This window comes from Acinetobacter sp. Ac8 (genome assembly GCF_055392545.1).
In genome coordinates this window covers 3,763,216-3,777,496 of the sequence record NZ_AP043689.1, presented here as the reverse complement: position 1 = coordinate 3,777,496, position 14,281 = coordinate 3,763,216, and the positions used below count along the sequence as shown (strand labels likewise).

General features: G+C 39.9%; 5 protein-coding genes and 1 pseudogene. 4 read left to right on the top strand and 2 right to left on the bottom strand.

Going from position 1 to position 14,281, the window contains the following annotated elements; all coding sequences use genetic code 11:
* Positions 1-25 precede the first annotated feature (25 nt).
* The 3 genes from ACZ5QH_RS17770 (at position 26) to ACZ5QH_RS17760 (ending at position 2,470) form a co-directional block, all read left to right on the top strand.
* Positions 26-967 (top strand): PaaX family transcriptional regulator, encoded by a 942-nt coding sequence (locus ACZ5QH_RS17770; RefSeq protein ID WP_004717750.1) that lies wholly within the window; start codon positions 26-28, stop codon positions 965-967.
* Positions 968-1,027: 60 nt separating this feature from the next.
* The gene (locus ACZ5QH_RS17765; RefSeq protein ID WP_303577528.1) at positions 1,028-1,615 is read left to right on the top strand and encodes a gamma carbonic anhydrase family protein; all 588 of its coding nucleotides are present in this window, start codon (positions 1,028-1,030) and stop codon (positions 1,613-1,615) included.
* A 396-nt stretch (positions 1,616-2,011) separates the two neighbouring features.
* Positions 2,012-2,470: a hypothetical protein gene (locus ACZ5QH_RS17760; protein WP_303577527.1), complete on the top strand. Its 459-nt coding sequence runs from the start codon at positions 2,012-2,014 to the stop codon at positions 2,468-2,470.
* A 138-nt stretch (positions 2,471-2,608) separates the two neighbouring features.
* On the opposite strand, the gene ACZ5QH_RS17755 is transcribed toward ACZ5QH_RS17760, so the two are convergent.
* Positions 2,609-4,210, bottom strand: coding sequence for a bifunctional aspartate transaminase/aspartate 4-decarboxylase (locus ACZ5QH_RS17755; protein WP_303577526.1), 1,602 nt, complete (start codon positions 4,208-4,210; stop codon positions 2,609-2,611).
* Positions 4,211-4,264: 54 nt separating this feature from the next.
* On the bottom strand, positions 4,265-5,950 hold the full coding sequence (gene aspT, locus ACZ5QH_RS17750; RefSeq protein WP_004817270.1) for an aspartate-alanine antiporter: 1,686 nt from the start codon (positions 5,948-5,950) through the stop codon (positions 4,265-4,267).
* A 534-nt stretch (positions 5,951-6,484) separates the two neighbouring features.
* Here aspT and ACZ5QH_RS17745 point away from each other — a divergent pair.
* A pseudogene (locus tag ACZ5QH_RS17745) lies at positions 6,485-14,265 on the top strand (YadA-like family protein).
* The last annotated feature ends 16 nt before the right edge of the window (positions 14,266-14,281 follow it).

Here is a 14,281-nt window from a genome sequence, read left to right as displayed (position 1 = left end):
TTAAATTAAGGTCCTATCGAACATTATGAATTCAAAATTAAAACTTGCTATAGATGATTTTATTACCAAAGAAATGTTAAGTGGAACGTCACTGATCATGACGGTTTTTGGTGACTGTGTGCATCATCACGGTGGGATTATCAGTCTTGCAAGTTTGATTCAGTTAATGAGTGTTTTTGGACTCAATGAGCGTTCGGTACGGACTGCTGTATTTAGACTGGTACAAAATGGCTGGTTAGTGTCTGAAAAGATTGGTCGTACAAGTTATTACCGTGTGACTGAAAGTAGTCTCAACGGTTTTACACTCGCAGATACTAAAATTTATAATTTTAATCATAAAGAATGGGATCAAAGTTGGGATTTGGTCTTGCTCAGTTCATTAGATATTGATAATAAACAAATTTTAAAGAAAGAATTGGAGTGGCTGGGTTTTGCCAGTATCGCAAGTAATGTAATGGCTTATCCAAGTTGCGATAAATTGAAATTACAGAATTTATTGCTCAGTCAGAACATGACAGATCAAGTGGTAATTTTTAAAGCTGAAACTTTGCAACTGTGGCAAGAATCTTATCCAACGGTAAAACGAATGGTGGAAGTTAATTGGCCAATTCTTGAGTTACATTCACGTTATGAAAAATTTATCCAAGATTTTCGAGAGTTCTTAAATCTTGTGGAAAATTCAGATGATATGGATGCTGCACAAGCATTTCAAATCCGTATTTTGCTTATTCATCAATTCCGCCGAATTTTATTAAAAGATCCAAATTTACCATTTGAATTATTACCTTCAAACTGGTTATCGCTGAATGCGAGAAACTTAAGTAGTAACCTCTATCAACTGGTTGTTTTTGCAGGGGAAGAGTACTTTATGCAGTTTGCTCGCACATCAGAAGGTTTTATGCCACCTTTACATCCTATGTTTTATAAGCGATTTGGTGGTTTAAAAGTTGAGGAAATGGACGCTTAAACCCACCAACGCATTTAATTATTTAAATGAATTGAGCTTTGAAAAATATGGATTATTCACATGCCTTGTTATGCCATTGATAATGTAATTCCAGTCGTACACCCTAAAGCATTTGTACATCCTACTGCTGTATTAATTGGTGATGTTATTCTTGAAGAGGGCGTTTATATTGGTCCTTTTGCTTCGTTACGTGCTGATTTTGGACAGATTCATGTCTGTAAAAATTCCAATGTACAAGATAACTGCGTAATTCATGGCTTTCCGAAAAGTATTACCTTAATCGAAGAGTATGGGCATATCGGTCATGCTGCTATTTTACATGGCTGTACAATTGGCAAAAATGTTTTGGTTGGCATGAATAGTGTCATTCTTGATGAAGCTGAAATTGGTGAAAATACCATTATTGGTGCCAATAGCACAGTTAAAGCCAAGGCTGTTATACCCGCAAATGTGCTCGCTCTTGGAAGTCCTGCAAAAGTCGTTCGTGATTTACTAGAACAAGAAATTGAATGGAAGCGAAATGGAACAAATGAATATATTCATCTTACACAGCGTTGTATAAATTCATTACAAGAGGTGGAACCTTTGATTTCTTTAGAAAATCGGTTGGATTTTACAAACTTTAAAGCTGAGCATAAGTTGTACTGATTTGTGGCTTAATCTTCATTGATGGCGAGTATCACAATATTGTGAATTGGATCAATGCGTACTGAATTTACAATCAGAAAAAAAATAGGTTCAACACATTGTTTTTGTCTCGTCCTAAAATAGCTTAACAGTATTTTATAGAGAATCGAGTTAAGCAATGAATTCGGTTCTTGCTTTTCCACACATATCATTTTTTCGCCAATCTCTTAAAATCAGGAAAAATATCCTCTTACTGACGATTATCCAAAGCTTATGGTGGCCACGCAGCAAATTGAACAAGCCAAGCTATTGAGTAAAAGGCTGTTGTCATAGATGTCTAAGTGGTTCTTTTATTTGTTGAGATTGGGTAAAATTACTGCAAATTTAATACTTTATAAAATGTAGATTAGGATGATGATGAACAAAATTTTAGTGATTGCCTTAGGGATATTGCCAGTATTTGCACAAGCACAAAGCTTCAAATACAAAAACACCGAGTTTGGTTTTAAAAATTATCAGGGACTAGCCACTTTAACAGGAAAATTTTCACGTAATTTAGACCCTGAATATTTGGATTATATGGTCGATGGTATTTGCTTTGAACCCAACAAAACATCAGCTGTACTTATTCCACGCCCAAAAGGTGATACACGAGATGTATGGTTTTGCTTTAGCAACTTTGATGCAGCAAAAAAGACTTTTAAGTTACCAGACAATATTAAAAAAGGTTATTGCCAATATGAAGGACAGGCAACGATTCAAATTAAAGACTATCATTTATTTATAGAGGAAACTGAAGGTTTTGATTCAACTCAATTAGTTTCAGCGACCAATATTACTCCAGCAAAAGCAATAAAATGTAAAGTGCAGAATTAAGACTGTTTAAATACTGTGATGAGATTTGATCGCCACAGGAAAATAGAGCTTAACTTGGTTGGCTAGCCATTCGCAAACAAAAAAGATCGCATTAATGCGATCTTTTTCTTTTAAAACTGATACTTAAGTTATCCATGCTTATTTATTCTTTTTGCTGGATTTTTTATATTCCAGATAGGCTTCTTCAGCAAATTTTCGTAATGAAGTCCCAATAGCTGCATATTGGAATTCATTTAAGTTGGCAAGCGAGGCGCGTGCAGAAGGGTGTTGAACACCAAAACCTGAACCTGGAAGTAGTACTACACCTGTTTCATCAGCAACTCGGAAAAGTAATTCTGTTGGATTCTTATTTTTCATCACCCAATCAGCAAATGCATCACCATATAGTTTTCGTGAGGTATTTTCTAAATTGACCAAGGTATAGTAATCAACGGCATTCGGATCTTGTGGAACTTCAACCCCAAGCTGTCTATAAAGCGCAGCATCACGTTCTCGAACCACAGATTTCACTGCTTTTTTATAGCTTTGGCGAGAATCCATCATATTAAATAAAGCAAAAAGAACCATTTGTACTTGTTGAGGTGTGGATAATCCAGCCGTGTGATTTAAAGCAACATTACGGCTATCGGCAACAAGGCGATCAATAAACTTAATACTAGATGGATCTGTGGTGAGGGAAGAGTAGCGTTCTTCGAGTTCTTTCTTGTCTTTTTTAGAAAGCGCCGCAATTTTTTTATCTAAAATATTATCATTACTCAAGGCAATGACCCCAAGTCTCCAACCAGTTGCACCGAAATATTTAGAGAAAGAATAAACCAGAATGGTATTGTCAGGGCAAATTGCAAACAAGGATTTAAAGTTATCTGCAAATGTGCCATAAACATCATCTGTTAAAATAATCAGGTCAGGACGTTTTTTAACAATATCAGCCAAAATCGCTAAACCTTCATCACTCATTTTAACCGAAGGTGGGTTGCTTGGATTCACCAAGAAAAATGCTTTAATCGATGGATCTTCTAATTTACGTAATTCTGATTCAGGGTATTGCCAACCAAGATTAGGATCAGCCTCGATGAGTACTTCTTCGAGCTGATAATCGTTGAGTTTTGGAATTTCGAGATAAGGGGTAAAAATAGGCGAACCTATGGCAATACGATCACCATGTGAAATAATTTTATTTTCTTTTAATGAATTAAAAATATAAGCCATTGCAGCTGTACCACCTTCCACTGCAAATAAATCGAGTTCCTCTTTCGGCATACCTTGTACGCCCATTTCACGTAAAACATATTCTTTAATAATCTTTTCGCTGACTCTTAGCATTCGATCTGGGACAGGATAATTACAGCCAAGTATACCTTCGACCATTTCGAGTAAGAATGCATCGGGATCGAGTCCTAATTGGTCACGAACATAAGAAATTGCTTTACCCAGAAAAACAACACCTGGCTTGTCACGATTTTCTAGGATGAAGTGGTCAAAGCGTGATTGCAATCCTTCCGCACGAGGAAATCCACCAAGCCCTTCAGGCATATAGGAAAAAGAAAATTCTGATTCAGTGGCAGAAAATAAACCCAATTGGAAAAAGGCACGGCGTGGAACAGTTGCCAGAAAGTTTGGATTGCCTCGTCCCGCATTGAGCATCATACGGTCAGTATGGCTTTGTGCTAAAGCAATCAATTCATCTTTGAGTTCAAATGGGCTCAGTTTTGCGTATTTTGAATAATCAACGTTCCCCATGGGAAGTCTCCTTAATTATCTTGAAGTGAATGAGTTTGAAATTTATAAAATTATTTATGCTAAACCGACAATCAGAGGGCCAAGCAAGGTTAAAAATACATTTGCGAGTGCATAGGTAATCGCAAATGGGACAGTCGGAATTGAGTTTCCAGCTTTATCGAGTACGCCACCAAAAGCGGGATTTGCACTGCGTGAGCCAGTTAATGCTCCAGCCATTACGGCGACATTGTTATAACGGAGTACATAACGGGCAAACAGCATTGAAAGAATTAGCGGTACTAGCGTGACCACAACTCCGATCATAAACAGGGATAAGCCACTTTCTTTAATGGTTTGAATGGCCTGTAAACCTGATTGCAAACCGACAGCAGCAACAAAACCAGCAAGACCTAAATCTTTGAGAAGTTGTGAAGCAGCTAAAGGCATATTGCCGTGGACTTGGTTACGGCTACGTAGCCAACCAAATAACAGACCTGATAACAGCGCACCGCCACCTGCACCAAGGGTTAAAGGAACATCACCAATACGGACAACAAATAGGCCAATGACTAAACCAACAACTAAACCTGCACCATGGAAAATCCAGTCTGTTTTTAAGCTTTCGGGTAAAGCTTTACCCGCTTCTTTGACTAGGCGTTCAAGATCACTTTTAGTTCCATATACGGTGACCACATCGCCTTGACGTAGGACTGTATCATCACTTAAAGCTTGCGCTTCACTGTTACGTTTAATTGCCAGCACATAAATGCCATGCTTTAAGTAATCTGGGGTATTGGCTTTGATATCTCCAAGGGTACGGTTGGCATATTTTGAGTTTCGTAATATGACATCTGTGGTGTCCATGATCATTTCCATACCTTGTGAGGATTGCAACTCAGATCCAATAAACTCGGCAATGGAAACGATACTTGCCCTGCGACCAACGACCAGAACAACATCATCTTTCTCTAAGGTAATTTCTGGCGCAACATCAATAAATTGATCTTTGCGTTTTAATCGTTCAATGGTGACGCTTGGTACTTGTGTTTCGAGTTCGGCAATGGTGTGTCCTGATGCTTGTTTGACTTTGTAAATACGACCAACAATTTCAGGCATAGCCAATTCTTGACCAGGTGCCAGTTCAAATGCACCTTTTAACTGCTCTGCTTGCGCTTTCAAAGCATCATCATGAATTTCTCGTCCCATAAATTTTGGCAAGATATTCACACAAACAATAATTGCGCCTAGAGAACCAAAGATATAGGTCACGGCATATCCAATCGCAACATTGGCTTGAAGTTTCTGAATTTCTGCAAGTGGTAAGTCTAGGCGAGAAATCGCATCGCCCGCCGTACCAATAATCGCAGACTGGGTCATCCCACCTGCAGCCAAACCTGCGGCTAAGCCTTTATCTAGATTAAAGATTTTTGCCATGACTAAGACTGTAATGAGTCCACATACAGCCATAAAAATAGCCAGCAAAATTTCTTTAATGGATTGTGGCCCAAGCGATTTAAAAAACTGTGGGCCACTTTCAAAACCGACTGCGTAAATAAATAAAGCAAAAAGAATCGCTTTTACACCATTGTCGATTGGTACGCCAATAAGACTTAGAATAACAGCGACAAGTAGTGATCCTGCAACACCACCAAATTGAAACTTTCCAAATTGAAACTGACCGATCCAAAACCCTATTGCCAAGGATAAAAATAATAGGATTTCAGGACTATGTTTTAATTCACCTTGTAGCCATTCAATCATTTTGCGGCCCCACCTTTATTATTTAATCTATATTTGATTATGAATAGAGTGTTCATTTTTTTACGTTCAATGGAAAATACTATATCAGTCGAGGTTGTGTAAAATATCCATATTTGAAATATATTATTTCATGGTTTTTTTATTTATTTAAAGAATATACCAAATATGGTGAATATTAAATTGTGCTTAAATAAGAAATAATTTAATTATTGTGGTGCCTTTTGCTTGCTTATTTATTTTTAATGAGATTTCATGATTGATAATTTTTTATTAAAAGTTAATTTATTTAAAAAATAGATTTAAAAAAAATAAACAAATTTTTTTATATTTTCAAGGTGTTTGTATTGATGATTATTTTATTGTAAACTATTGAAATTAATATATTATTTACTTTAATATTGGATATTTGTTTTTCTGGTGTTAGCAAAGTGTATCGTTTGGTAAACAGTATGGAAAAATATAAATATATTGTGCATTTTATTTGAAAAGTAATTAATAAATCAAAACATCATTATAAATGCAGGTATATATGTCATGAATAAAGTGTATAAATTGGTCTGGAATACTACAGTGGGAAGCTGGGTTGTAGTTTCTGAAATTGTAAAAGGTAATAAGAAATCGAAAATTAATAAAATTGTGAAAGGTTCGATGTTTTTATTATTTATTGTTAATTCGAATGCTGTTTTGGCGCAAGATATTAATGAGAGTTTAAATGTAAGTGGTAGTTTAACTGCAACTGGAGATGTGGTTGCAAATGGTGTTTCATTAACAACAGTAAATACTGATTTAAATCAAACAAAAAATGATTTAAATACCCTTGATGATCAAATTAATAATACCTCTACGGGGTTGGTCACTAAGGTATCACAGGTTGATTTTGATAGCTTAAATAACCAAGTGAATGATTCAAGCACAGGACTGGCGACGAAAGTGTCACAGTCGGATTTCAATAGCTGAATAGTCAGGTCAATGATGTAAACACTGGATTAAATAGCAAGGCATCTGCGACGGATTTGAATTCGCTGAAGAATCAGACTTGGAATATACAAAGCAATGGTGGGACGTCTAGCGCCGTAAAAGCTACAGATACCGTGAATTTTGTGAATGGTAAAAATATTGCTGTAACCAATGCGGGTACGGATATTTCAATTTCCACAGTGGATGATCCAGAGTTTAACTCGGTAAAAATTGGTGATACTGCAAATAATACTGTATTGACCAGTACAGCAAATGGTTTAGATCTGGGTGGCGATAAGCTCACAAATTTAGCCAATGGTAGTATTGCTGCAGGATCTACAGATGCAGTGACAGGCGGGCAAGTGAATGATTTACTTTTCCAAAGTGGTCAAGGTATCAAATATTTCCACACCAACTCATCGCTTGTTGATTCACAAGCCAATGGTTTAAATTCTCTCGCTATAGGCCCTGTGGCAAAATCTGAAGGTGAGCTATCAATCGCTATCGGTCATCTCTCAAATGCCACAGGACTCAACAGTATTGCTGTCGGAAATACAGCCAATGCCATCAATGATTATTCTATTGCTTTTGGTAAAGAAACAGGTGCACTTGGCGCCAATTCAACCTCTATCGGAAATGGTGGTCAAGCGAGAGCATTGACCCCGACTTATAACGTATCCAATACGCAACTGATTGCAATCAATGGTATTCCTGTCACCGCAATGGGAACGGATCCCAGCACTATTACTGAAATTAATGGGGTTGCTGTCTCAGCAACGCAAGTGAATCAATTCCTTACAGCTTTGCAAAATGGCGCCAATATGTCTGTTGGCGATAAAAGTGTTGCATTGGGGTCTTCTGCATTAGCAGGTGGACCTTCAAGTATTGCGATTGGGGATGCTGCGATAGCAACAGGAACGCATTCAAATGCAATTGGTCAGGGTGCAAATGCCGTGGGAACCAATGCCAATGCGATAGGAACCTCGGCATCTGCTGCGACCAATGCCAATGCGATCGGAAATTCAGTGTCTGCAAGTGGAACTGCGAGTGTCGCAATCGGAAATCAAGCGACTTCAGGAGGCGCGAGTTCAATTGCATTAGGTGATGGCGCAAAATCTAGTGTGGTTAATGGTGTTTCAATTGGTAGTGCTGCAGGAGTTGGTTCTATTGGTTCAGGTACATTTGACCGCAATGGGCATATCGCCGTTGGAGCAAACGCAGGACAAAATATTAGTGGTAACCAATCGATTGCGATAGGGGTCGGTGCGGGTAGCAATTCAACGGTCAACTCAACAAGTTCTGATTACAATATCGCTTTAGGTAGCGATGCAGGAACAAACTTATCGGGTAATCAGAATATTTCAATTGGTTTTGGCAGCAATAAAGATAGAAACGCTACCGTACAAAGCTCAGTTGCGATCGGTGCGGCAACATTTACTGAAAGTTTAGGGGTTGCAGTTGGAACACGAGCAAGTGTTGCTCAAGGTGGTGTTGCACTCGGTTATGACTCGATTGTGACCGGTACTTCAGGGGTTGCAATTGGCTTAGATTCTTTAGCAGGTCAAAGTGATGTGGCACTAGGCTCGGGAAGTGTTGCGCAAAATAACTCACTTGGAAACGGCTATATCACCAATGTCTCTGGTGGTGTGGGGGGCTTTAACATTGTTTCGGTCGGGAATAAAAATGAGCAACGTCGAATTACCAATGTTGCAGATGGTTCAGAATTGCAAGATGCGGTGACGGTCAATCAGATTAAAGCTTTACAAAATGACATTATCCGTGTGATGGGCGCAACGGATGCAAAAGGTAATCCTGCAACTATTGGAAGTGGTGGTACTTTACCTCTAATCCAAGTCAATGTTAAAGATTCTTCAGGAAATACCAGTAAGCTTCCAACAACAATTCAAGATGCTTTTGATTTACTGGGTACGGGACAGATTGGTGGAGTAGTACCTGATGCTGTGTTGTATAACTCAGACAAATCAGTTGTGAATTTAGTCGGTACTGATGGAACGATTATTCGCAACGTAAAAGGCGATGAAAATGATCTGTCCTCAGCGGTGAATTTTGGGCAATTAAAAACAGCTGTTGCGGAAGCAGGACCACAATACTTTTCAGTAAATACCACGGATATCAATAATAAAAACAATACAGGGGCAAATGGCGACAATTCTTTAGCAATTGGCCCGAGTGCCAGTACATCTTCCCTTGCAGCGGGGAGTGTTGCTTTAGGTAGTAATGTGATTGTAGCAAGAGAAAAATCAGTTGCGATTGGTGCGGGTGCGGGTTCAGTAGGGGTTTCTTCAATTTCAATCGGTGATTCTTCGATTGCCACAGGTACAAATAATATTGCGATGGGAAAAAGCGCAGAAAGCCGTGGCGAAGATAGTATTGTCATCGGAAATGGTTCTGAGGCGGATGGAACCAAGTCAAACTATGCGGTTGTTGTAGGAAGTGACGCTGAAGTTAATTCCGCAGATCAAGGGATTGCAATTGGTCGTCAAGCATTGTCTCAGGGAGATAATGCGACGGCAATTGGTTATCAGTCTAAAGCCAATGGTGCACAGAGTGTTGCATTAGGACGCTTTGCCACAGCAACTGCTGAAGACAGTATGGCCTATGGCGATAATGCTAAAGCTTCGGGTGTGAATTCCACTGCAATAGGTTCAGATGCAAACAGTACTTCTCAAGATGGTTTGGCAATAGGCTCTCAAGCAAAAAGCTATGCAGCAAAAGCCACGGCAATTGGGCAAAACGCAGAAAGTGCTGGTGAAAATGCCATAGCGTTTGGTGTCAACAGTGTAAGTCGTGCTAAAGATGCCACTGCGATAGGTAATAATGCAACTTCAAATGGAATCAATGCGATTGCACTTGGCAAACAATCCAATGCAAACGCTTTAAATTCAATTGCGGTGGGTACGGGAACCAATGCACTTCAAGAGGATGCAGTCGCAATCGGAAATAGTGCTTCGGTGAGTGCGAAAGGCGCAACTGTATTGGGTAAGTCTGCAACAGCATCACATGAAAATGCTGTGGTTTTAGGAAATAACTCAGTTTCGGCAGCTTATGTGGCAACCAAATCAGCCACAATTAATGGCAAAACCTATAATTTTGCAGGAGCTCCCGCTGTATCTTCTAGTGTAAGTGTCGGGGATGTTGGGGCTGAACGAACCATTGTCAATGTTGCTGCTGGGCGTATCAGTAGCTCAAGTACAGATGCAATCAATGGCAGTCAATTGTATCAAACCAATCAAGCCATTACCGATTTAGCAGATACGCCATTAAGCTTTGCCGGAGACACTGGCGCGAAAGTAGAGCGTAAATTGGGTGAGCAATTAAAGCTCACTGGTGGAGCGACTGGGGTACTTACAGATGGCAATCTTGGGGTTGTAAGTAATGGTACCGATACTTTGCAATTAAAATTGGCCAAAGATGTCAACCTGACTGCTCAAGGAAGCTTAAGCGTCGGCACTTCCAAAATTACAGATGGGCAGGTGGAAATTAAAGACAGTGCCAATAATAGTAATATCAGCACCTCCACTCAGACAGTGATTACTGCTGGGGCAAGTAGTAATAGCATAAATGCCAATACCATTAACTTAAAAAATGCGAGCAATAATGTTGTGTTAAGTGGCACAACAGGTACTTTGACAGGACTAACCAATAAAACTTTAACTGAATCAGACTTTGCCAAAATGGGGCGTGCAGCAACAGAAGAACAGCTTAAGTTAGTCAATGAGGTGGCTGAAAATGCCAATAAAGGTTGGAATTTAACCACCAACAAAGACGTTACAGGCACCACAAATATTGCAGCCACGGATACAGTCGATTTTTCAAATAGTGATGGCAATCTAGCCATTGGTCACACTGGTGCAAATGTCGATCTAAAACTTGCAGAAATCGTTAATGTGGGCGGACTTCCAGGTGGGGCAAACATTGCCATTAATGGCAAAAATGGCACGATTACAGGATTAACCAATACCACTTTTGATCCAAGTAACTATTTATCTGGGCGCGCTGCAACTGAGGATCAATTGGCAACACCAATTACATTTGCTGGAGATAATGCTGGTGTGAATGTCGATCGTAGATTGGGGCAACGCTTGAGTATTGTCGGTGGTGAATCTGTTGCGAGTAATTTAACCGACAATAACATCGGTGTGGTTGCAGACAGTACCGACAATAAACTAACCATTAAACTCGCTAAAGATATTCAGCTCGATAGTGTAAATGCGAGTGGCACAGTGATCGATAGCAAAGGTTTAACTTTTGTAAACGCAAGTGGCGGTGCTGTGCCGAATTCACCAAGTGTGACCGTGACAGGAATCAATGCGGGGACCAATAAAGTGACCAATGTTGCATTGGGTGATATTAGTGATAGCTCTATGGATGCTGTAAATGGGAGTCAGATTAAACAGATTATCGATAAAGGATTTAGCATTAGTGCAAATGCTGACAGTGCAGCAAAAGATACGATTGGTCTCGGTGAAAATGTTGATTTTAGTGCAACCGATGGCAACATTAAAATTACCAACACAGGCAATAATGGAATTAGCTTTGGGCTTGAGCCAGTGGTCAAGATTGGACCTGCCACAGGTGGAAATCCAATAACAGTCAATGGTAATACAGGAACAATTACAGGCCTAAGCAATACAACCACATCCAGTAATGACTTTGCTAAAGTCGGTCGCGCGGCCACAGAAGAACAGCTCAAACAGATGCAAACTGGGCTCAATGATGCGGGCTTTGGCTTAACGGCTGGCGACGGCAATACCATCAACAAAAAATTGGGCGAAAGTATTGAGGTTATTGGTGCCGATAGCAATATTGCCACCAAAGTCACTGGTGGCAAAGTTGAAATAGAGCTCGCCAAAAATATTGATCTGAGTAGTGCAGGCAGCTTAACAGTCGGTACCAGTAAAATTACAGATGGTCAAGTTGAATTAAAAGATGCGGGCAAATCGAATATTAGTACGGTGAATAGTACAATTGTCAGTGATGGTAGCAATAGCAGTACGTTAGGTGCAGGAAATATCAATGTCAGTAATGGCACTTATCAAACCCAAGTCGGCCCAACACAAATTGTTGTAGGTGGTGCAAATCCAGTTACGGTGAATGGTTCAACAGGGCGGGTGAGTGGTTTAAGCAATACCACTTGGGATCCAAATGCAAGTTACAATCAAAAACAAGCTGCGACTGAAGAGCAGTTAAAACAAGTCAGTGATGTTGCTCAGAATGCCAATAAAGGCTGGAACGTCAAAACGGATGCTATTTTGGGGACAACGCAAGTCAAACCAGACGATACGGTCGATGTTGGCTTAGCAACAGGTGAAACTAATTTAAATGTCAGTGCAAAAAATGACAGTAATGGAACGACAACCATTGATTTCAGCTTAAATAAAGACCTGAATATTGATAGTGTCACTGCGGGTACCGCAACGGATTCCACTGTACTGAATAAAGATGGTATGACCGTACAAGATGGTAGCACTCAAAGTGTGATCAGTTCTGGTGTGATCAGCGTCAAAAATACGGTCAATCAAGTTGTACTTGATGCCAATAAAGGCACACTAGAAGGTTTAACCAATAAGACTACATCAGGTAAAGATTTTGCTACCACAGGTCGTGCAGCTACAGAAGAACAGCTTAAAGAAATCCAAACTGGACTGAATGATGCCGGTTTTGCTTTAACTGCTCAGGATGGCAATACAGTAAACAAGAAATTAGGTGAAAGCGTTGATGTAATTGGTGCTGACAGTAATATCAGTACCAAGGTGGCAGCTGGAAAAGTACAGGTTGAGTTAGCAAAAAATATTGATCTTACTTCTGCAGGCAGCTTAACGGTTGGTAAAAGCAAAATCAGCGATGGCAAAGTCGAACTGAAAGATGGTGCTAAATCGAATATTAGTACCGTCGATGGTACATTGGTGAGTGATGCAAATAATAATAGTAGTTGGATTGGTGCAGGCAGTATCAATCTAAGCAATGGCATTTATCAAACCCAAATGGGACCAACACAAATTATTGTGGGCGGTGCAAACCCTGTAACTGTGAATGGTGCAACAGGGACTATTGGTGGGCTGACCAATAAAACATTTAATCCAAATAACTTTGTCAGTGGTCAAGCTGCGACAGAGGATCAACTTAAAGCGGTGAGCGATCGTATTCAAACAGCAAACCAAGGTTGGAATTTGACCACCAATGGAACCAATAGTAATCCAGTCAAATCAGGCGATACGGTCGATTTTGGTAACAAAGATGGCAATATTAATATCAGTAATAATGCCAATAATGTCAGTGTTGAATTAGCCAAAGATATCCAGGTTGACAGTGTGACTGCAGGCAATACCGTAATCAATAATGATGGTCTTAGCATTACTGGTGGGCCAAGTGTGACTAAAAATGGTATTGACGCTGCGGGCAATAAAGTCACCAATGTTGCAGAGGGGAGTATTGCTCAGAGCAGTAAAGATGCGGTGAATGGAAGCCAGATCCACAATATTATTGGGGATGGTGCGTTCCAAGGCGGAGATGGTAATACCATTACCAACATCGGTGGGACAGGTGCAACCAACATTAATGATGCGATTAGCTCAATCAACCAAAAAGCTGGGCAACATTCTACAGTTATTGCTGGGCAGAATATGACGGTCACTGAAACAACCAATAGCCTAGGAGGTAAGGAATATAAGGTTGCAACAGCGGATGACGTAAAATTTAACACGGTTACTGCAAATACGCTGACCGCAGATAATGTCATAGCAAACACAGTCAAAGTGGGTGATGTTGCAATAGATCAAAATGGAATAAATGCTGGGAATAAAAAAATCACCAATGTTGCAGCAGGTGAAGTATCCAGCACTTCAAAAGATGCGGTTAATGGTTCACAACTTAATACGTCAAACCAATACATCACCACATCATTAGGCGGTGGCGCAAAATATGAAAATGGTCAGTTCACTCCGCCAACCTACAATGTAAATAACGGCTCATATCATAATGTGGGTGATGCCTTAGGTGCGCTTAATCAGGCTGATATTGATTTAGGCAATAAAATTACCAATCTAGGCGATCGTTTAGAGCAAGTATTTTATGACACCAATGGTCGCATAGATGATTTAGAGAAAAGAGCCAGTGCAGGCAATGCGCAAGCACTTGCAACAGCAGGTTTACCTCAAGCTTATATTCCAGGCAAAAGTATGATGGCAATCAGTGGGGGGACTTACCGTGGAGAAAGTGGGTATGCGATCGGGATGTCATCAATTTCAGATAATGGTCGATGGGTGTTTAAGGTGAGTGGAAGTGGTAACTCGCGTGGTGATTTTGGGGGAACTGTAGGTACTGGGATCCAATGGTAGTTTAGGGAAGCTAAGA

What these genes read in the sequence shown, in the direction of transcription:
- ACZ5QH_RS17770 (WP_004717750.1), top strand. Translation starts at nt 26, where the DNA reads ATGAATTCAAAATTAAAACTTGCTATAGATGATTTTATTACCAAAGAA.
- ACZ5QH_RS17760 (WP_303577527.1), top strand. Translation starts at nt 2,012, where the DNA reads ATGAACAAAATTTTAGTGATTGCCTTAGGGATATTGCCAGTATTTGCA.
- ACZ5QH_RS17765 (WP_303577528.1), top strand. Translation starts at nt 1,028, where the DNA reads ATGCCTTGTTATGCCATTGATAATGTAATTCCAGTCGTACACCCTAAA.
- aspT (WP_004817270.1), bottom strand. Translation starts at nt 5,950, where the DNA reads ATGATTGAATGGCTACAAGGTGAATTAAAACATAGTCCTGAAATCCTA.
- ACZ5QH_RS17755 (WP_303577526.1), bottom strand. Translation starts at nt 4,210, where the DNA reads ATGGGGAACGTTGATTATTCAAAATACGCAAAACTGAGCCCATTTGAA.